Origin of the sequence: Candidatus Endomicrobiellum agilis, assembly GCF_020328115.1 — a bacterium.
GTDB lineage: Bacteria > Elusimicrobiota > Endomicrobiia > Endomicrobiales > Endomicrobiaceae > Endomicrobiellum > Endomicrobiellum agilis.
The window spans coordinates 1-19,462 of record NZ_JAIXMW010000008.1 but is presented as its reverse complement, the minus strand read 5'-3'; the positions used below and the strand labels follow the sequence as shown (position 1 = coordinate 19,462).

The 19,462-nt window shown below is 37.5% G+C and carries 20 protein-coding genes and 1 tRNA gene; 7 read left to right on the top strand and 14 right to left on the bottom strand.

The features are described from left to right. Positions 1-91: 91 nt before the first annotated feature. The 4 genes from LE179_RS05515 to rplU all read right to left on the bottom strand — a co-directional run bounded on the left by LE179_RS05515 (position 92) and on the right by rplU (position 3,348). Positions 92-1,078 (bottom strand): AAA family ATPase, encoded by a 987-nt coding sequence (locus LE179_RS05515; RefSeq protein ID WP_374129378.1) that lies wholly within the window; start codon positions 1,076-1,078, stop codon positions 92-94. Positions 1,079-1,477: 399 nt separating this feature from the next. Next, positions 1,478-2,737, bottom strand: coding sequence for a GTPase ObgE (obgE, locus tag LE179_RS05510; protein WP_374129377.1), 1,260 nt, complete (start codon positions 2,735-2,737; stop codon positions 1,478-1,480). A gap of 21 nt (positions 2,738-2,758) precedes the next feature. Continuing rightward, positions 2,759-3,010 carry a 50S ribosomal protein L27 gene (rpmA, locus tag LE179_RS05505; RefSeq protein ID WP_374129376.1) on the bottom strand — a complete coding sequence of 84 codons (252 nt, stop codon included), beginning with the start codon at positions 3,008-3,010 and terminating at the stop codon, positions 2,759-2,761. A 23-nt stretch (positions 3,011-3,033) separates the two neighbouring features. Continuing rightward, complete coding sequence (gene rplU, locus LE179_RS05500; protein ID WP_374129375.1) at positions 3,034-3,348, bottom strand: 50S ribosomal protein L21; 315 nt, start codon at positions 3,346-3,348, stop codon at positions 3,034-3,036. Positions 3,349-3,465: 117 nt separating this feature from the next. On the opposite strand from rplU, the gene LE179_RS05495 reads away from it, so the two are divergent. The 6 genes from LE179_RS05495 to LE179_RS05470 all read left to right on the top strand — a co-directional run bounded on the left by LE179_RS05495 (position 3,466) and on the right by LE179_RS05470 (position 8,036). After that, positions 3,466-4,653, top strand: coding sequence for a pyridoxal phosphate-dependent aminotransferase (locus tag LE179_RS05495; protein ID WP_374129374.1), 1,188 nt, complete (start codon positions 3,466-3,468; stop codon positions 4,651-4,653). 35 nt (positions 4,654-4,688) lie between these two features. Further along, complete coding sequence (locus LE179_RS05490) at positions 4,689-5,201, top strand: hypothetical protein (protein WP_374129373.1); 513 nt, start codon at positions 4,689-4,691, stop codon at positions 5,199-5,201. Positions 5,202-5,624: 423 nt separating this feature from the next. Further along, positions 5,625-6,155, top strand: a complete 531-nt coding sequence (locus LE179_RS05485) for a hypothetical protein (RefSeq protein WP_374129372.1) — start codon at positions 5,625-5,627, stop codon at positions 6,153-6,155. Between the two features lie 395 nt (positions 6,156-6,550). Then, entirely contained in the window at positions 6,551-7,129 is a 579-nt protein-coding gene (locus LE179_RS05480; RefSeq protein ID WP_374129371.1) for a hypothetical protein, read from the top strand. Between the two features lie 72 nt (positions 7,130-7,201). Beyond that, positions 7,202-7,858, top strand: coding sequence for a hypothetical protein (locus tag LE179_RS05475; RefSeq protein ID WP_374129370.1), 657 nt, complete (start codon positions 7,202-7,204; stop codon positions 7,856-7,858). A gap of 16 nt (positions 7,859-7,874) precedes the next feature. Next, positions 7,875-8,036, top strand: coding sequence for a hypothetical protein (locus LE179_RS05470; protein ID WP_374129369.1), 162 nt, complete (start codon positions 7,875-7,877; stop codon positions 8,034-8,036). 88 nt (positions 8,037-8,124) lie between these two features. Here the strand turns inward: LE179_RS05470 and hisS are convergent, their stop codons facing one another. Genes hisS through LE179_RS05445 form a run of 5 tightly spaced genes read right to left on the bottom strand, consistent with a single transcriptional unit; the run spans position 8,125 to position 10,915 of the window. Further along, on the bottom strand, positions 8,125-9,369 hold the full coding sequence (gene hisS, locus LE179_RS05465) for a histidine--tRNA ligase (protein ID WP_374129368.1): 1,245 nt from the start codon (positions 9,367-9,369) through the stop codon (positions 8,125-8,127). Further along, the gene (locus tag LE179_RS05460) at positions 9,359-10,048 is read right to left on the bottom strand and encodes a DUF502 domain-containing protein (RefSeq protein WP_374129367.1); all 690 of its coding nucleotides are present in this window, start codon (positions 10,046-10,048) and stop codon (positions 9,359-9,361) included. The genes hisS and LE179_RS05460 overlap by 11 nt, the downstream gene beginning before the upstream one ends. Further along, the gene (locus LE179_RS05455; protein WP_374129366.1) at positions 10,038-10,583 is read right to left on the bottom strand and encodes a hypothetical protein; all 546 of its coding nucleotides are present in this window, start codon (positions 10,581-10,583) and stop codon (positions 10,038-10,040) included. Before LE179_RS05455 ends, LE179_RS05460 begins: the two co-directional genes overlap by 11 nt. Then, complete coding sequence (locus tag LE179_RS05450) at positions 10,537-10,755, bottom strand: hypothetical protein (protein WP_374129365.1); 219 nt, start codon at positions 10,753-10,755, stop codon at positions 10,537-10,539. The genes LE179_RS05455 and LE179_RS05450 overlap by 47 nt, the downstream gene beginning before the upstream one ends. Before the next feature lie 22 nt (positions 10,756-10,777). Continuing rightward, the gene (locus LE179_RS05445) at positions 10,778-10,915 is read right to left on the bottom strand and encodes a hypothetical protein (RefSeq protein ID WP_374129364.1); all 138 of its coding nucleotides are present in this window, start codon (positions 10,913-10,915) and stop codon (positions 10,778-10,780) included. Positions 10,916-11,432: 517 nt separating this feature from the next. On the opposite strand from LE179_RS05445, the gene LE179_RS05440 reads away from it, so the two are divergent. Beyond that, a complete protein-coding gene (locus tag LE179_RS05440; protein ID WP_374129363.1) occupies positions 11,433-13,553 on the top strand; it encodes a penicillin-binding protein 1A in 2,121 nt (706 codons plus the stop codon). Here LE179_RS05440 and LE179_RS05435 read toward each other — a convergent pair whose 3' ends face one another. From LE179_RS05435 to LE179_RS05415, 5 genes are all read right to left on the bottom strand, one after another. After that, positions 13,554-14,984, bottom strand: a complete 1,431-nt coding sequence (locus LE179_RS05435; protein ID WP_374129362.1) for an Rne/Rng family ribonuclease — start codon at positions 14,982-14,984, stop codon at positions 13,554-13,556. It lies immediately after the preceding gene. Between the two features lie 482 nt (positions 14,985-15,466). Next, positions 15,467-15,552: transfer RNA gene (locus LE179_RS05430), tRNA-Leu, on the bottom strand. Between the two features lie 830 nt (positions 15,553-16,382). Next, the gene (locus tag LE179_RS05425; protein WP_374129361.1) at positions 16,383-16,664 is read right to left on the bottom strand and encodes a DUF1844 domain-containing protein; all 282 of its coding nucleotides are present in this window, start codon (positions 16,662-16,664) and stop codon (positions 16,383-16,385) included. A gap of 257 nt (positions 16,665-16,921) precedes the next feature. Then, on the bottom strand, positions 16,922-18,406 hold the full coding sequence (gene gltX, locus LE179_RS05420; protein WP_374129360.1) for a glutamate--tRNA ligase: 1,485 nt from the start codon (positions 18,404-18,406) through the stop codon (positions 16,922-16,924). A 93-nt stretch (positions 18,407-18,499) separates the two neighbouring features. Further along, entirely contained in the window at positions 18,500-19,333 is an 834-nt protein-coding gene (locus LE179_RS05415; protein ID WP_374129359.1) for a prephenate dehydrogenase, read from the bottom strand. Positions 19,334-19,462: the final 129 nt, after the last annotated feature.

Below are 19,462 nucleotides of genomic sequence, written 5' to 3'. Positions count from 1 at the left end.
ATAAACTTGTTTTAACTTCATAGCGGACATGATCCGCAATATATTGTTGCCTTCCGTCCCGAAACTATCATTTCAAATTCTAAATTGCCATTCAAGGGACCTCGACACCGTCAAATATTTTCTCAACTATATCATCTGAACTGACAGAATCGGCTTCCGCTTCATAGGTAATTAAAATTCTATGCCTCAAAACGTCGCGTCCGATTGCCTTTATATCTTCCGGTATAACATACCCTCTACCTTGAAGAAAGGCATAAGCTTTTGACGCAAGAGCTAAATTGATAGTAGCTCTGGGAGATGCACCGTAAGCAATAAGATTTTTTAAATCTTTAAGTCCATATTCTTCAGGATTTCTGGAAGCAAAAACAATATCAACTATATAATTTTTTACTTTATCGTCAACATAGATATGTTCTATTAAATTTTTCGCTTTTTGAATATCGCCCAAACTAATTACGGAACTCACTTTTGGCAAGGCACGCGTCATTCTCTCCAAAATAATTTTCTCGCTGGACTTATCTGGATAAGAAACCTTAAGTTTAAGCATAAATCTGTCAACCTGTGCTTCAGGAAGCGGATACGTTCCCTCCTGTTCTATAGGATTTTGCGTCGCCATAACTAAAAAGGGCGTTGGAAGCTCGTGCGTAGTATCGCCGATTGTAACATGTTTTTCCTGCATGGCTTCGAGCAATGCGCTTTGTACCTTTGCGGACGCACGATTGATTTCATCCGCAAGAACTATATTTGCAAAAACAGGACCTTTTTTTACAGCAAAATCACTTTTCTGAGGATTATAAATTAAAGTTCCGACAATATCGGCAGGTAGCAGGTCGGGAGTAAACTGTATTCTTTTATAGTCCGCTTGTATTGCAGCCGCTAAACTCTTTACAGCAAGCGTTTTTGCAAGACCGGGAAGACCTTCTAACAGAATATGTCCATTTGAAAGAAGACCTATGAGCATTCTTTCTAAAATGTATTTCTGCCCGACAAGAATGTTTGAAATTTCACTTAAAAGTTTTGAAACAAAAACACTATCTTGCACTATTTTTTTGTTCAATTCATCTATATTAACTGTCACTTCAAACCTCCGGACCAATTGTAATATCCGTTATAAATTCGGAAATGAGAAACTCGCCCCGTCTAGGAAAACAATTTGCGACGGTTTCAAACGCCGCCGCTAAAAGTCGTATGAACCATCTACATCCTTACGGCTAACGGCGGTCTTAGTACGATTTACACATTTACGCGGTAAATAGCGACCTTGAGAGAAAAGGAATGAGAAAAAGCATCACCCTAAATGTATTGAAAGGCAATCCGCCGACAGAGTCCGCTCTTTAAACAGTCTTAAACTAAGTTCAGATATGACCGCTTTTTCTTCTCTATCCAGAGTTCATCTCCCGCTCCGACTTTGCTCTTCCGCTCTTTGAGGCAGAAAAAAGACAGCGTCGTCATTTTAGATTTTGGCATTTTTATCAATTTATTTTTCAAAAGTAAATTCAAAACCGCCGATTCTCACGGTATCGCCGGGCTTAGCGCCCATCTTTTCAAGTTCAATTTCTAAACCCATTTTTTTAAGTATGTTTTGGTAACGCCTCAACGCTTCGTCTTCGCTGAATTTCGTCATTTCCGTAAGCGTTTCAATTTTAGCACCCGTAGCCACAAAAACGCCGTCTTCAACACTGACCTTAAACTCAGGTTCGTAAACATATTTTTTTACAGGCACGGTTTCTATTTCTTCTTCAGGATTAAAAGCAATCGGCTTTTCAAGCATTTTTACTATCTCTTTAAGCAGTTTGTCAACGCCGACGCGCGTCACTGCGGAAATTTCAAATAATTTTTTAGTCTTTAAATGTCTTTTGAATTTTTTTATATGTTTTTGGGAATCTGGTAAATCAATTTTGTTTAAAACCGTTATGATATGCTTTTTTGCAAGATACTTTGAATATTTTTTTAATTCGTCATTGATTGTTTTATAATTTTTGTAGAGGTCGTTGCCGTCAAAACCGTTTACGTCTATTATATGTATAAGAACTTTCGTACGCCTTATATGCCTTAAAAACTCAAATCCAAGTCCTCTTCCCTTATGAGCGCCCTCAATTATGCCGGGAATATCAGCGGCTACAAAATGTTTGCCCTTATAGTTAACAACGCCTAAATTAGGGGACAATGTCGTAAAAGGATAATCTGCAATTTTAGGTTTTGCAGCAGAAATTTGTGACAAGAGAGTAGATTTTCCCGCATTGGGAAGTCCTAAAAACCCTAAGTCTGCAATTAAACGAAGTTCGAGATTTACCTCTGCGGTTTCTCCCGGAGCGCCTTTTTCTGCTATTCTGGGAGCCGTATATTTTCCCGTTTTAAAGGAAGCATTTCCTCTGCCGCCCCTGCCGCCTTTAACAATTAAAATTCTTTCGCCTGCAGTTTTTAAATCCGCAAAGCATTCTCCGTTTTTAAAAACCAGAGTCCCCAAAGGAATTTTTATTATTAAATCCTCGCCGTATCTGCCAAACTTCCCGCTTGACAAACCTTTATGTCCATCTTCTGATTTAAATTTTGGTCGGTAGGATAAATCTAAAAGAGTTGCTTTGTGTGGATCGCCTTCAAAGTAGATATCGCCGCCCTTACCGCCGTTACCGCCGTCCGGTCCGCCATAAGGAACATATTTTTCTCTCCTAAAAGAAATACAACCGTCGCCGCCGCGTCCGGCCATGAGAGAAACGCTGACTTTATCTATAAACATTGACCAATATACTCCTGATTTTTACTGTTCAATATTTATATAACATCTGTTGCTAGACTTTCTAATAAACTTAACCGTTCCTGCGACTTTTGCAAAAATGGTGTTGTCTTTTCCCATCCCTACATTTACGCCAGGATGATACTTTGTTCCCCTCTGGCGAACTATAATCGCGCCTGCAGAGGCTTTTTGGTCTCCGTATATTTTTACACCTAGTCTTTGACCATTTGAATCGCGTCCGTTGGTAGATGAACCCTGTGCTTTGACATGTGCCATTTTACTATCTCCTGATAAATTGCCTAAGCATTAATCTCTGTGATTTCCAATTCTGTTACGTACTGACGATGTCCTTGAAGTTTTTTATATCCCTTTTTCGGTTTTCTTTTAAATACCAGAACCTTAGGAGATCTTTTTTGTGAGATAACTTTCGCTATTACATTCGCACCTTCAATTACGGGTTTTCCAATTGTTACTTTTTCGCCTTCAGCAAGCAAAAGAACTTCATTGAGAACGACTTCCTGACCTGTTCCCGCTTCTTTAAGTTTCTCCACTACTAAATTGTCGCCTTTTTCTACTTTATACTGTTTTCCGCCGGTTTTAATAATTGCATACATTTGACATACTCCTTAATAATCTATATAATTTATAAAAATCAAAAAAATTTGTCAAACTAAAGCAGACAACAAATTGCGGCGTAAAGACTGCTTTTTTGCAAATAACGGAGGAGCATAATGTGTATTTCAAAAAGAGTGCTGTCAATTAAGCCGTCTCCGACGCTGGCAATAGACGCAAAGGCAAAAGCTCTTAAACAGCAGGGCGTCGACGTTATAAATTTTGGCGTAGGCGAGCCGGATTTTGATACGCCCGCAAATATAAAAGAAGCGGCAATTACCGCAATAAACGCCGGTTTTACAAAATACTGTCCCGTCGCTGGAACACCCGAATTAAAAAACGCAATTATAAACAAGCTTAAAAGAGATAACGGACTCGCATATGCCCCTGATGAAATTATAGTTTCAAGCGGCGCAAAACATTCTATTTACAATCTTATCCAATCGGTAATCGACGATGGCGACGAAGTCATAATCCCCGCTCCTTACTGGGTTTCTTATACCGATATAGTTATTCTTGCAGGCGGCAAACCTGTAATAATCAATACAAGCGACAAGACGAATTTCAAAATAATTCCGGAAAATATAGAAAAAGTTTTGACATCGAAGACAAAAGCCATTATAGTCAATTCTCCGTCAAATCCTACCGGTGTCACATACGCTGTTGACGAACTTAAGGCAATCGCGCAAGTATGCGTAAAAAACAAAATCCTCATAATTTCAGACGACATATATGAAAAACTTGTATATGACAATTTTAAATTTACGTCTATTGCAGAAGTTTCTCCTGAAGCAAAAGAATCTACTATCGTAATAAACGGGGTTTCAAAAGCCTATTCAATGACGGGCTGGAGGATAGGTTATGCAGCAGGATCCAAAAACATTATTTCGGCAATGACAAAAACGCAAAGTCAATCAACTTCAAACGCTTCGTCAATTTCAATCAAAGCTGCTGTAGAAGCGTTAAACGGCACGCAGCAATACGTTGAATTTATGAGAAAAGAATTTGAAAAACGAAGGAATTACATACTTGAAAGACTTAATGCAGTAAAAGGCGTTGAATGCAGAAAACCTGAAGGCGCATTTTATGTTTTCCCAAACATCAAAGCGTTTTTAGGAAAAAGTTTTAACGGAAAAAACATCAGCACGGATATTGAACTTGCGGATTATCTGCTTGATGTAGCTAAAATTGCAGTCGTCCCAGGATCGGCTTTCGGAGCGGACGGATATATAAGACTTTCTTACGCAACTTCCATCGAAAATATTAAAACCGGCATTGATAGATTAGAGACTGCTTTGAAAGGATAGGATTTTATCTGTAATTCGAGAATAATTAAACGTTCGTGTTGTGCAGGAAGTATTTTGCACCGAGTAATTTTGGATTAGATGTTGTTCAACCCGCTGGACGAGTACCGGCATTCAACCAAGCCGGCAGCAGGACAAGGCTTGGATATAGTTACGCTGTGAAACACGCTGATGAGATTGTCAAGCACGGCGCTTGCACAATTTATATTCCGACTGAGTTGCTTAGTTTAGATAAAGGTAAGCATGTTAATATTCCGTATCCCGATTATTATCACAAAAAAATATTATCCGAAGAACACTATAAAAGAAGGAAAAAAGGCAGATTTTGTCAGCTTTATAATCTTTATGTTACGCCTGAAAAATTAAAAACTTTTAAAACGCTGGCTGAACAGGAAGATTATTTAAATAAGCAAATGATTGCAGTTGCCGAGAGTAAAGAAGCTAAAATTAAAGCAATTAATAAATTGTTCGGCGATAATAATCATCGTTCAAAAGTTGAGCTTTCTGGTTTGATTGATTGTTTAATAAACAAAAGCCAAAATAGCCGTTAATTTTGGCTTCACAAAACGACGAAAATCGTGCGGTAGCAATGTTCGTGATGACTACTGTTGACGCTTATTGCACACTAAAACACAAAACACGCGTGCGTGATATAATGTTAAAGTGTAATTATGTCAAATATGCTATCATATGGATAGCAAACAAGACACCACTTATGTAAAGATAGCAACAAAGTCTCAAAAAAACCGCATAAGCTATACTTGATATGCTTATGCAGGAGTTGCAACAGCAACTCAAAAAAGTAAGATATCTCAAATCTGACTAACCATGAAACTAAGCCGAAAGGCAGTCCTCAGACTGCCGAATTCGGCGACACTTATAAAGTTGTAAAAATACATCTGTATCTTGTCTGTCCGCATAGGATAGGATAGGATAGGATAGGATAGGATAGGATAGGATAGGATAGGATAGGTATGAAAAAAGTATTGTCGTTATTGTTATGTATAGTCTTAATCTCAGGCTGTGGTAAACAGTCCGCACAAAATGGCGAGGAAGCACGTTCTGCTATAGTAAACGTTAAAAACGATGTGCCTGTTCCGTCCGTTACTGTCAATGCTCAGCCTCCCGCAGTTAATAACTCTTTTAGAGGTGCTACGATTAACGTAGAAGCAAAAAGCTCAATAAGGACAGTGGCAGAGTATGTCGCAGCGTTAGGGATTGTATTAGTGGCTTATAAACTGTTTGCTCCGCTGGCTACTTGTATAATGACACATATTCCGCTAATAGGACAAGCGTACCAGCAACAGACGCCGACCATAACGATGAACATGACAGCTACTAACGACGCCATTAATGCCGTGAAAGCAGCAGTAGAGCAACTTACAACTGCTGTCGGAAATGGTTTCACTGCAGCGAATGGACATCTGCAGAGCGTAGCTACTAACACAGGAACCTCAGCGAGTGCCTTAGGTGAAATTAATGCGAAGAAACTTCAAGAAAGTTAATAAACGATGATAACGGAAATCGCATGAAACAGGGCAATCCTGTAAAGGGATTGCCCGTGATTGACAGATTTCCGAGTTGTCCAAAGTGCATACTATTCCAAGATAGATAACACAAAGAGAATAATTATAAGCACAAAAGAAAACGGAGTAATCCGTTTAAGGACTACTCCGCTGACTGAATGATGAAAAAACAAAGTAGAGGCATTAGAATGCAAGTGTTATTATATAAAAGTTATGCAGAAAAAGTAAACGGAGCAATCAGGCGCCCAGCCTGACTAACTCCGTTAATTGGGTAAACACGAAATAAAATCAATCCACAAAAAAGAGAAAGAATAAACAACTTTTTTCCTTTTTGAAAGTTGGTTTCTATTTCAGATATATCATACAAAAACAAAATGAAAAAAGTAATATCGCTGTTCTTAATCGCAGTCCTAATATCTGGCTGTAATAGAACGGCTGACAACGTCAGCCATGCACCGCAGTCCTTAAACGCTTCCGCTCCTGTACCACAGTCTCAAAATGCTTCCGCTCCTGAACCTTCAAATACTCTCATTCCAACACCTGAGCCGAGTAAGTCTGTTCAGCCGTCTGATAGTGCTGATACAGGTAGCTCAGTTATAAAGATTGGTCTTTGTGTTGTTGCTCTTTTTTTGTGTTTCTGGTATTTGTCTAGACTTTTAAGTCCTAAATTCGTGACTATTGAAGATTATACGATGAGTGATGAGTATCTTGTCGTTCCTTTTGAAGAAATTAAGTCGCAAGGTTATAGAGTTTGTTATTTGATTCGTGAGTGTATTAGTTTTTATAGTTGGTATATTTTTGATAGGGGACTTTTTCGCAATTTTTATCGGGATATAGAGACAGGAGAAGAGGTTAAAGGAATACCTATTTTTACGAATTGTGTTGAAGAAGACAAGGTAGAAAAGTACGGGATTGATTATTCTTATCTTTATAGACCTGAGCCTGTGACCTAGCAATATAGGAGCTTGGAATGCCCGAAAACGTTGAGAGCGTTACAGAAGACATTTTAAAAGTGCAATATGAAAATGAAAAAAATAATATCTGTATGTTTATGTATATGCCTGATGTCTGGCTGTGGTAAGCTGCTTAGTCATGGAAGACCTGCGAATGCTGTTGCTGAGGACAAAGGAAGCGAAGTCGTTCCGACGCATTCGCTGACGTCAGATACTTCAAATGCTTCCGCTTCTGAGCCTTCAAACACTCCCGCTCCTGAACCTTCAAATACTCCCGTTCCAATACCTGAGCCTCAGTCTTTGTCTGATAGTGATGTGTCTTCCTCTCAGCTTTCTTGGTATTGGTTGTTTCCCACGATTAACGTAAGTAATTCAGTTTTATATTGGACTTTGAATTCTGTCGGTTATGCTGTTGCTCTGGCTCTGGCTATTGTTGTCGGTTATGATGTGTTTAGATATTTCAAACCTATAAAAGTTATTACTCCTAAGCCTGAGCCTGCAGGTGATATCACTCTTAATTTTAACCAAGCTGACTATGAAGATTATGAACATTGTTGCATTTGTCACAGAAGTGACATTTCTTATACTTGGTATCTTGCTAAAAGGAAAATTAAACGCTATTTTTGGGCTGATATATGGAATAAGAAAATTGATAGTAAAATACTTGTTTATGAATTGTGTTGTGATAATAAGAAGTATGGTACATATGTTTATAAGCTTGAGACCTAACTAATAGGAGAATAGAATGCCTGAAAACGTTGAGAGCGTTACAGAAGATATTTTAAAGGAAACACGCAACATCTACATTTCCGCACAGTCGTTAATAAGGCGGTTATGCGATAGGTTTGAAGAGCCTCCCAGAGACCTGATTGATATGTGCGAAGACATAATAAGTTCTATAGGTTAGGTTGCAATTGGAAAGGAAACTTCAAGAAAAAGATACTAAAAAAACGGCGGGAATAAAAAATTGCTCCTGCCGTCTTTTATTTTATTCCTTAAAGCTCGTCTATGAGAACTTCTACTTGAGTTTTGTCTTTCATATTTTTCACTAAAAATTTACCGTTTTCAAATTCAGTCTTGGCAAAAACTATCGTCTTGACGGCTTTTATCTTATCTGCAAATTTCAGCTGACTTGTTAAACTTTTACCGTTTACAGGACCGAAAACGGAAATATCTTTACCGCTTTTTGATCCGTTTCTTATCATTTTTACCGCAAAAGAAAAAGCTTCGTTAAAAAGTTCTTGATCGGCAATAGCTATAAAGATTTTTTCGGATTCTTGAAAACTGTCGAAGAATCCTGTATTTCGAGCAGCAAGCAAAACTCTTTCAGAACCCAAAGCAAATCCAACCGCAGGAGTATTTTGTCCTCCAAGCTCTCCAACAAGATTATCGTATCTCCCTCCCGCGACAAGAGCGTCCTGCGAACCGACGGCATCTGAACGGATTTCAAAAACAGTTCTCGTATAGTAATCCAATCCTCTCACAAGTTTTTCGTCAGCGGTATAATTGCATCCGGCGCTTTCAAGCAGGGACAGCACTAAATTAAAACTATCTTTACAATAATCGCATAGATAGTCCGATATACGAGGCACTCCAGTAAACTTATGAGAATCCGTTTTGCAGTCAAGAACTCTTAAAGGATTTTTTTCAAGCCTTCTTATACAATCTTCGCACAAATCCCGCACAGAACAAAAATATTTAACTAACGCCTCCCTAAAAAGATACCTACATTTTTCACAACCTAGAGAATTCACACGCACGTCCATTTCTTTTATGCCGACAGAAAAAAGCAAATCTTGCGCAAGTATAATAATTTCCGCATCGGCGGCGGGCGATGGATTGCCTAGAAATTCAGCGCCTACTTGATGAAACTGTCTATATCTTCCCGTCTGAGGTCTCTCATAGCGAAACATTTCTCCTATATAAAAAAATCTGCCCGCAGGCATTGAAATATCCAACCTGTTCTCGATAAAAGCTCTTACCAAAGAAGCAGTTCCCTCAGGGCGCAACGCAAGTTTTCTGCTCTTTCTATCTTCAAAAATGTACATTTCTTTTTCCACAATATCAGTCGTCTGTCCTATCGAGCGCATAAAAAGAGCGGCGTCTTCAAACGCCGGAGTTCTAATCTCTTCAAATCCGTGCTTTTTAAAAATCACTCTTGCTTGCTGCTCTAGTAAACTCATAGCCAAAGCGTTTGCTCCAAAAATATCGTGCGTCCCGCGCGGGGCTTTATAATTCATTCTTAATTCCCTTTATTTCTTCGTTGAGTTCTATTTTCTTATCGCTTCTATCCATCTTTATCACTCCGACCGAAATAATAAACTGGAATGCCTGTTCCACCGTATAGTCGGTATAGATTATTGCCTTTTCTTCAAATAACAGCAAAAAACCCGACGTGGGATTCGGCGTTGTAGGCATAAAAGCGCAGATATATTTTTTTCCTTTAACCATCTGTTCACCCGTTAAAAAAGCAACGCTATAAGTCTCTTTATTCGGATAAGGCACAAAAATAATTTTTTTAAACTTTTCGGCGCTATCTTTGCCGAATATAAAATTTATAAATTGCTTTGCCGCGGAATGAACTGTTCCCAAAATAGGCAACTTTTTAATAAGCTTTTCTATTGAATTTAAAGCAGTCTTTCCGAAAACCCTGTTTGTGACAAATCCAAGAATAACTATACTTATGATCGAAATAAAAAAACTTGAAATTCTTGCTATAATATGCACCCAATACGCGTCGGCAACAAGAGAGTTAACGACGGGAAAAGCAAAACTGCTCGTCCATTTAAAAAGAATTTTTACTATAGTGAATGTTAACCAGAGCGGAATGATAACAATTAAGCCCGTCATCAAATACGTTTTAATTAAAACGTTGATTCGCTCTTTTAAATTTTTTTTAATCTGTTTTTCATCTTCCATAAATGAAATCCCTTCCTGTTTTTAAAAGTTTACTGAGTTTTGTCTCTGAACCGGCTTCCGCATATACTCTTATCGCGGATTCCGTACCTGACAATCTGAAGCCTATCCATGTATTATCGTCTAAAGTAAATTTATATCCGTCAATAGTTATGTTTTTTTGAATTCTCATGCCGGCAATACTTTTCGGAGGTTTTGTTTTTAGAGCATTTCTAAAAATGTCCATAGTCTTTGGTGGCAAATAAAAATTAAGTCTTGAGGTTAAAGCTTCACCAGTCAGTTTTTTAATGTCTCTAAGCAAACTCGTCACGGATTTTTTGCTTATTGCAACAGCTTCCGCCATCAAGAGACACGCCAGAATTTCATCTTTTTCAGGAACATGCCCTCTTATAGTAAGTCCTCCGGATTCTTCGCCACCAATCACAAAATTATCGCGGTTATTTACCATGGCGTCTCCAATGTATTTAAACCCTACCGGAGTTTCCTCAATTTCAACGCCTATCTTTGCGGCAAGTCTGTCCAAAAGATGGCTTGTCATAATGCTTCTTACCCGCAATCCCCGTCCAACCTCTCGTTCTATTTAAATGATACAGCAAGATAGGTATAACCTGATTTGGAGTTATAAAAGTTCCGTTAGAATCTATGATTCCAAATCTGTCCGCATCGACGTCCATAGAAAGTCCAAGTCCGCACGATTCCTTTTTCTGCATACTGCTTGTGCTAATTTTTTTATCATAAGCCCGCAACTACATATAACGATAGGAATGCCATAAAAACTGCAAAAATACACTGATTTTCCCACGATAACAGACAGACTTCAGCTTGTTTTTCCATTTTAAATATCCCAACTACCGCCGTTATTCCTGCCATTTCCTTATTTTTCAGCACATATCCAAGTAATTTTCCGCTGTTGACCTATATCATCAGCTTAAGACCAAACCTAGACGAATTACTCGCATATAAAAATTTTCCCAAAACAAAAAATCAACGATTTATGAAGAATTTTACTAAATTTAATATTTAAAAGCAAAAAATAAACCATATCGTTAAAAGGCACAAAAAAACAAAAATATATTGTCTATAATCCTATATATCATTAGAAGAAAAAGACCATATTTGTAAAATCTGTAAACTTTCAAAAAATATACTATGCCGTTTCAGATTTTATCTGTTAAAACAGGAAAAGAAACTCAACAATCTTACTTATAAGAAAAAGATAATATAAATTTAGGAATTATTAATCGAGGTTTGGAAAGCTTTAGCTGCCAACCTCGAATTGATTTTAGAGCGATGGCAAAATCTATCTGCAGCAGATTTTATCGATTTTAATCTGTTTTAAAATATGTTATTTTGACATAGTTTCCATTTTAGAGTACAATTAACAGTTATGAGACAAAAGAAGCTAAAAAAAAATTCTTTTTTCACTTTTCTTACACTTGCGACTACCACTGCTCTTTTAATAATTGCAGTCGGCAAAATTACGGCAAATTTTATAAATAATCTACCGTCTATAAAACAACTTGAAGACTATACCCCCAACTTGTCAACTAAAATCTATGACAAAGACAACAATCTGATAGCCGAACTTTTTACCGAAAGACGTATTTTTATACCGATAAACAAAATACCGGTCAATCTCCAAAATGCTTTTATAGCCATTGAAGACAACAATTTTTTCAAGCATTGGGGAATTTCCGTGAAAGGAATTATGCGCGCTTTCTCAAGAATACTGCTGAAAATGAAACTTGCAGAAGGCGGTTCGACAATAACGCAGCAGCTTGCAAAAACCATATTCTTAACCTGCGAAAAAACGTTAATCAGAAAAATTAAAGAAGCTTTTTTAACGATACAGCTTGAAAAAAATTATTCAAAACACGAAATTTTACAATTCTATATAAACCAAATATATTTTGGCAGCGGAGCTTACGGAGTTCAGGCGGCGGCAAGAATATACTTCAATAAAAACGCACAGGACTTAAATCTCGCCGAATGTGCAACGCTTGCCGCAATCCCAAAATCCCCAAATTATTACAATCCGTTTAAAAATAAAGAAGCTTCTCTCGCAAGAAGAAATCTTGTTTTATCAAGAATGAGAAAGTTGGGCTATATTACAAAAGAACAGGAAGAAGAAGCGCGCTTGACCGCACTGCCGGCAAAAGAAAATGCTCTTAAAGAAAACATGGGACATTATTTTTTAGAATTCTTAAGAGTAGCGCTTGAACCAAAATATGGAACAAACGCTTTATTTAAAGGCGGACTTTCAATTTATACAACTATTGATATGCAAGCGCAAGCAGCTGCCGAAAAAACAATTGGAGAAGCGCTTGCAAACTTTGACAAAAACAAATCAGGAGTTTTTGAAAAAGCAAAGCAAGAACCCGTAAAAGTGCAGGGTGCATTAATAGCCATAGATCCGAAAAACGGCGCAATAAGAGCAATGGTCGGCGGACGTAATTTTAAAGAATCTCAGTTTAATAGAGCAATTCAAGCGAAACGTCAGCCCGGCTCTTCTTTTAAACCCATCGTATATCTTGCAGCGATTGAAGCAGGATTTACGCCTGCAACAGTTCTCAATGACAAGCCTATGGTTTTTGTCCGCAAAGGAAACTCGTGGGATTTAGTTTCAAGAGACATAACGACGCTTGAAACTATTGCAGAAACCGCGTCTGAAAAAGATTTAATCAACACAAATAAAATTTGGGCGCCTATAAATTACAATAAAAAATACAGAGGTCCCGTAACTCTAAGAACGGCGCTCGCTTTGTCTATCAATATCTGTGCTGTCGAGATAATCATGCATATAACTCCCGCAAAAGTTATACAGGTTGCAAGAAACTTAGGAATAACAACGCCGCTTGCAAATTCTTTTTCTCTCGCTTTGGGATCAAGCGATGTAACTTTACAGGAAATGGTCTCGGCTTTTGCAACTTTCGCCTCAGGCGGCATTAAAACCACCCCTTATATTATAACAAAAGTAACTGACCGAAACGGAAAAATTTTAGAGCAGAACATTCCCCAGCAGAAAGAAGTTCTTTCCCCTCAGGACTGCTTTATTATAACCAATATGCTTAAGGGTGTTGTAGAAAAAGGAAGTGGCGGGTACGCAAAAAACTTAAGAAGACCATGCGCTGGAAAAACCGGCACAACAAACGATTCGAGCGATGCATGGTTTATAGGATATACTCCGCAGCTTGCCGCCGGAGTATGGATAGGTTACGATGATCGTTCAATATCGCTTGGCGAAAAAGCTACGGGAGGAGCAATTGCATGCCCCGTCTGGACGCAGTTCATGAAAGGAGCTCTCGACGGAAAACCGGTATTAGATTTCAGTCAGCCTGAAAATATCGAATGGGTTTTAATCGATCCGTCCACAGGACTTCTTGCTCTAAGTAAAACATCCGAGGCATTCTTGGAAGCGTTCATAAAAGGAACCGCACCGACGCGATACTGCAACCAAGTTGCTCCAGACTATAAAGTACAGGATTTAAGCACAGAAGAAGGATTTTAATTATTCAAATACAATAGTATAATCTCCGTGCAGCATTTCCGCACTTGATATGATATCAAATTCAACATTGAACAATCTTCTAAGTCTCGCTTCTCTTTCCTTGAAATATCCAACTACATTGGGATTCAATTTTATTTTTATCTTACCGTCGTAACCATCGATTTTCAATTGTTTTATTTCATAACAGATATTAGTAAAAATAGATTCTTTTGAAAGAACGAGACCAAGCCCGTGACACACGGGACAAGTATCGCCAAGTAGAGAAAACAACGATTTCCTTTTTCTCTCTCTCGTCATTTCTATAAGACCAAGCTTTGTTATAGGCCATATTTTTATTTTAGCCTTATCGCCTTTCGTGGCTTCGCGGAGCGTTTCCAAAACTTTCTGCCGATTTGAAGCTTTTTTCATATCTATAAAATCAATAACGATTATACCGCCAATATTTCTAATCCTCAATTGCCTTGCAACTTCTTGCGCAGCTTCAAGATTTGTAAGAACTGCAGTACCTTCCTGAGTAGATTCTGCCATAAATTTTCCGCTGTTGACATCTATGGCGCAAAGAGATTCTGCTTCTTGTATTATAAGATAACCGCCGGAAGAAAGTTTTACTTTGTTTGAATTAAGTCCTTTTATTTCCTCTTCGATACCATATGCTTTAAATATCGGAATCTCACCGCCGTAAAGAATAATTTTGTCGAGAAGTTCAGGCGATATTACTTCAACAAAATCTGTAACGTCTTTGAGTGTTTTTTGCGAATCTATATACATAGACATGACATCGCATGAAAAATAATCCCTCACGGTTTGAAAAACGATGTCCAAGTCTTTATGTATAAGATTCATTGACTCTGCATCGTTAAATCTCTCCAGTATAGACGCCCAAAGCCTTGTTAAATATATTATTTCATTTTTAATTTCCGTTTTTGTGGCTTCTTCCGCTTCAGTCCTTACTATTATGCCGCCAGCAATATCTTTTTTGAGTTTTGTAACTATACTTTTTAATCTGTCATATTCCTTTTTATCTCCAATGTTCCTTGACACGCCTGTGCCATTGCCGAAAGGCATATACACCAAAAGTCTTCCCGGAAGAGAAATATCCATCGTCACTTTAGGACCTTTGTTGTGTATTGGTTCTTTATAAACCTGAACCATAACGTTCTGTCCAGATTTAATCATCTTTTCAACATTTTTCTCATCATGTTGCGCACTCACTATATCGCCAATATCAAGATATGCGTTTTTACCAAAACCTATATCTACAAATGCCGAATTCAGCGCAGGTACAACATTTTGCACTTTACCTTTATAAATATTGTTCAATATCTTCTTAGATTCTCTTCTTTCAATAAATAAATCAAAAAGTCTGCCATCTTCAAGTACGGCAACTTTTGATTCTTCAAACGCCATGTTAACTATTATCTCTTTTTTCAATGTCTTTTCTTTCTGGTACCGTTGAAATGCGGCTTTAGTATAGGAATTCCACTCTTTGTATTTTTTTATTCCGAGATATTTTATTCATTATAATCATATTTTCTTGATTTCCCAATAATCCGGATCCCATTAATTCCCGGCAGGACATCAATCGTTTAAGGCAAACACACAAATAATGCAATAGGGACGAATTACACTGCGACAGACTTCGACTCACAGGAAATAAAGCAGCGATATTTCAGGCTGATAGTGAACTATAACACAAAAATATTAAAAATATATAGAAAAATCCAGAATTAAAAAGCCCTGTTTTTCCTTTTGATAAAACTTCTTTTAGAAAGTAATTGGCAAAAAATTAATAAGACATTTTATATAATTATTATTTCCCTTATCTGTATCCCTTTTTATCTTTAACATTCAACTTTGTTATACGTCTGGACTAACTATTATCCCGGTTCAAATTCGCTTTTAAACAAAAAAAATGGGCAGAGAGGGAATCGAACCCTCACGACTCTTGCGAGTCTCAGGATTTTAAGTCCTGTGCGTCTGCCTGTTCCGCCATCCGCCCACCAATAAAATCTGTCTTTTCTCAAAAATTGTACTACATTTCCCAAATTCTTTCAACCGAATCGACGATTCGAAAGCAAGCTCAAAATAATTAAAGACACAAAATGCTTGTCAATATTAAACTACCACGAGCTAGGCGAGGACGTTGAAAATAACCGAATAGAGCAGTGGCATTACCTATTCTCTTGGTAAAGACCAATTTACCAAACACTCATTATATAAAAGCGTTGTTGTCATTCTCGGCGAAGGCGATGTTCTCAGAGCTGCTTCGCTATTATATCTTAGAAAAATGTTCGTCGGGGAAGAACCTGAAAATAAAAAAAAGAAGAGAGATTATAAAAAGATTTATCAAATACTGCAAAAACTGGCATAAAAGATAGAGCTGCGTTCGAAGATTTGTCCTGTTCGAAGGGCTAAAACGAAAGAATGCGCTGTTGGCGCGCTAAGCGACTTGTTTAACAAATTGGTTGTCTATGGCTATGGCATCGCCTGTAATACCTTTGTTTTTTTCCTTTGTCAAAGAACAAATAAGGGTATTTTTATCAGTTCGTCAGCCGTTGGTTTTTTTATTCCTTTTGACTCTCTCTTTTAAATTCAATTTTTTAATAATTTGAAAAGACTCCAGACTCTGCCGACTTAGTCTCACAGCTTTCAAAATTATTTTTAAACGCATCTATTATATGCACTATCTTCTTTCTTGATTATCTTCTTTTTGGTTGGTAGCTTACCGCAAATAATATATATTCACATATATTTCTTTTTTGTTTTTTTAAATTATTTTAAATGCCAAATATTTCGGTTGTTTTTACATTTTTTTCTTTCCTTTTTATGTCAACAGACAATTTGTTTTGCAGCTTCATCGGCATAATTGATTTGCAAATCAGAAATCGTCGAAGTTAATATCTCTTCTTCTTTTTTAGTTAAATTGCCTTTAGTCTTATTGCGAAGCATAAGAAGCATATCAATAGTCACTTGCGCTCCCTGCAAATCTTTTTTTATTTTACCGTCAACTGGATTCTGCATTTTGCCGAGCTGGCACCATGCCGAAGAAGCAAACATGGTTATAAGATTAAATAAATGCGGGTTAACATCTAAATTTTCTTTTTCTAACATTTTATCTCCATAAAAACAAAGCGATTTGTGGAAAGTGAAGTTTTAACTTTATATTTCTATTCAAACTAGATACTATAGATAATGTACCATCAGTTTTAAGAAATTTTATATATTTTGTTTTTTCAATATTCTTAGAATCTCAAAGCAAAGAAATTTTACCATGCGTTTAACAATGCTCGCTAGCGCGCCATTGTAAATTTTCTTTTCATACGCATATAGTCCACGCGCATCAAAAATTGTCATTAAAACAATCAATATTATTGCTGGAAAAATTTATTTATCGCAACATTTATTCTTCTAACGACTTCCTCTTTTCCCATAACTTCCATCATTTGGAATAAACCAGGTCCTTGTGTTCTTCCTGAGACTGCAACTCTTATGGGGTGAAATACCTGTCCGACTTTAATATTTTTTTCTACAGCTAAATTTCTTGCATAATGCTCCAAAGATTCAGCTGAAAAATCATGTTGATTTGGCAATCTTACCGCGCTTTCGATTAAAACAAGTTTTGCGCTATCTTTTGATTTCTCGGAAAGCAATATTTTTCTCACCGCTTCCTCTCTGTAATCTACCTCTTTTGTAAAAAAGAAATCAACAAGAGATGGAATATCTTTCAATAATTTTATTTTATCGCGTTCTAAAACTAAAGCTTTTTTTAGCAGCTCGACATCCCAACCTTCTGCCAATTTTTCATTATCTGTACATTTCAGCCAGTCAATAAACAATTCGTACACCTGCTGCGGCGATTTTGAACGGATTTTTTCGCCGTTAAGCCACAACAGTTTTACCGGATCAAAAATAGACGGGCTTATTCCGCACCTTTCTATAGAAAATTCTTGTTTTAACTCTTCTATTTTAAAAACTTGCCGACTATCTTCTGTAGACCATCCTAGTAATGCAAGATAATTTATTACCGCTTCTTGTAAATATCCTTCTTTTCTATATTCCAAAACAGACGTATGTCCGTGCCTTTTTGAGAGTCTTACTCCATCAGGACCCAAAATCATAGACATATGCGCAAATTCCGGCACTTTCCAGTCCAAAGCATTATAAATATGTATCTGGCGCGGAGTATTTGAAATATGGTCGTCGCCTCTTAAAACATGAGTTATTTCCATAAGATAGTCGTCAACAACGCATGCAAAATTATACGTAGGTATACCGCTTGTTTTCATTATCACAAAATCGTCGAGAAGAGAATTGTCAAATTCAACTCTGCCTTTTATAAGGTCGTTCAAAACAGTGGTTCCCAAGCTAGGCATTTTAAATCTTACAACAGCCTTTTTCCCCTCACTTTCCTTTTGCTTTCTCTGTTCTGTCGTAAGACGACTACATCTGCCGTCATATTTCGGAGGAAGTTTGTTCGCGCGCGCTTTTTTCCTCATATCGTCAACTTCTTCCGGAACGCAATAACAAGGATATGCAAGTCCTTTCGCAACGAGTTCGTCCGCGTATTTCTGATATACGCCTTGCTTTTTGCGTTCTATCTGGCAATACGGAGAATATTTCGGATTTTCGCTGCCCGGTCCCTCGTCCCAGTTAAGTTCAAGCCATTTCATAGCATCTAAAATAATTTTTGCGGACTCCTCAGTCGAGCGGGCTTCGTCCGTATCTTCAATTCTCAAAATAAATTTTCCGCCTTTATTTTTTGCAAAAAGCCAGTTAAACAGAGCCGTACGCACTCCTCCGATATGTAAATCGCCGGTTGGAGACGGTGCAAATCTTACTCTTATGTAACCCATTTACCTTACCTTTTTAATGATAACAACAAAATGAATTTCCGCGCTGTTCTTGCACACAACAAAGCTGAGACACTTGGAAAACAATGCTTCGCATTATTTCTGCGTTTTTAAAATCTCTCTTCTGACTTTCCGCTTATCTTTTAGACTTTGTTTAAAAACATTAAGTTCCTTTATAAATTCATTTAAGTACTTTTCAACATTTTTGCTATTCGCTGCAAAAATTGGCGCCCACATATCCGCGCTTGAGACTGCGACTCTCGTCATGCTTTTAAAAGAACCCGCTGTAAGCACATCAATCTGTGGTTTTTTTTTCTTTATCTTTTTATAAATTTTATTTAATAAAAAAGCTATAACATGTGGAAAATGACTTGTAAAAGCAACAAGTTCGTCGTGCTTTTTGGCTGGCATATTGACTATATTTGCTCCAGCATCTTTCCACATTTGAGATATAAGCGATTCTTCTTTTGCAGATTGTCTCACCGCGCCTGTAATAATAACGTTTGCTCCTTTGAACATATCTGCTTCCGCTGAAAATATTCCGTTTTTTTCCCGTCCCGCCATGGGGTGAGATCCGACAAAAGGAACACCTTTGCTTTTTTTAAGTAAATCCTTAATTTCTTCTTCAATAGAACATTTTACGCTTCCGGCATCGGTAATTATTGTACTTTTACAGACTATTTTTGACAATTGTTTATACAAAGGCACTATTGTATCCACCGGCGTGCATATAACAACAATATCGGCATTTCTTGCCGTCTGCAGAGACAAAGACACTTCGTCTACAGCTTTAATTTTAAGAGCAGCGTCTAAAGTACTTTTCTTTCTCCCTATGCCTGTTATAAGATAGCGGTTCTTTAAATATCTTGAACTTTTCTTCAAAGCCAAGCCTAAAGAACCGCCTATCTGTCCTAATCCTATTATGCTCACTCTCGTCTTCAATCTAATAATTCCCTTCCCACTGCTTTCGCAATCGGGTCTAACTCTTTCATCAAACTCCTAAACTGTTCAGGCAGCAAACTTTGCGGACCATCTGAAAGCGCTTCCTCCGGACGCGGA

What these genes read in the sequence shown, in the direction of transcription:
- hisS (WP_374129368.1), bottom strand. Translation starts at nt 9,369, where the DNA reads ATGAATTATAAAGCCCCGCGCGGGACGCACGATATTTTTGGAGCAAAC.
- rplU (WP_374129375.1), bottom strand. Translation starts at nt 3,348, where the DNA reads ATGTATGCAATTATTAAAACCGGCGGAAAACAGTATAAAGTAGAAAAA.
- obgE (WP_374129377.1), bottom strand. Translation starts at nt 2,737, where the DNA reads ATGTTTATAGATAAAGTCAGCGTTTCTCTCATGGCCGGACGCGGCGGC.
- LE179_RS05425 (WP_374129361.1), bottom strand. Translation starts at nt 16,664, where the DNA reads ATGTTAGAAAAAGAAAATTTAGATGTTAACCCGCATTTATTTAATCTT.
- LE179_RS05485 (WP_374129372.1), top strand. Translation starts at nt 5,625, where the DNA reads ATGAAAAAAGTATTGTCGTTATTGTTATGTATAGTCTTAATCTCAGGC.
- LE179_RS05475 (WP_374129370.1), top strand. Translation starts at nt 7,202, where the DNA reads ATGAAAAAAATAATATCTGTATGTTTATGTATATGCCTGATGTCTGGC.
- LE179_RS05455 (WP_374129366.1), bottom strand. Translation starts at nt 10,583, where the DNA reads ATGACAAGCCATCTTTTGGACAGACTTGCCGCAAAGATAGGCGTTGAA.
- rpmA (WP_374129376.1), bottom strand. Translation starts at nt 3,010, where the DNA reads ATGGCACATGTCAAAGCACAGGGTTCATCTACCAACGGACGCGATTCA.
- LE179_RS05470 (WP_374129369.1), top strand. Translation starts at nt 7,875, where the DNA reads ATGCCTGAAAACGTTGAGAGCGTTACAGAAGATATTTTAAAGGAAACA.
- LE179_RS05480 (WP_374129371.1), top strand. Translation starts at nt 6,551, where the DNA reads ATGAAAAAAGTAATATCGCTGTTCTTAATCGCAGTCCTAATATCTGGC.
- LE179_RS05450 (WP_374129365.1), bottom strand. Translation starts at nt 10,755, where the DNA reads ATGCAGAAAAAGGAATCGTGCGGACTTGGACTTTCTATGGACGTCGAT.
- LE179_RS05440 (WP_374129363.1), top strand. Translation starts at nt 11,433, where the DNA reads ATGAGACAAAAGAAGCTAAAAAAAAATTCTTTTTTCACTTTTCTTACA.
- gltX (WP_374129360.1), bottom strand. Translation starts at nt 18,406, where the DNA reads ATGGGTTACATAAGAGTAAGATTTGCACCGTCTCCAACCGGCGATTTA.
- LE179_RS05445 (WP_374129364.1), bottom strand. Translation starts at nt 10,915, where the DNA reads ATGGCAGGAATAACGGCGGTAGTTGGGATATTTAAAATGGAAAAACAA.
- LE179_RS05495 (WP_374129374.1), top strand. Translation starts at nt 3,466, where the DNA reads ATGTGTATTTCAAAAAGAGTGCTGTCAATTAAGCCGTCTCCGACGCTG.
- LE179_RS05460 (WP_374129367.1), bottom strand. Translation starts at nt 10,048, where the DNA reads ATGGAAGATGAAAAACAGATTAAAAAAAATTTAAAAGAGCGAATCAAC.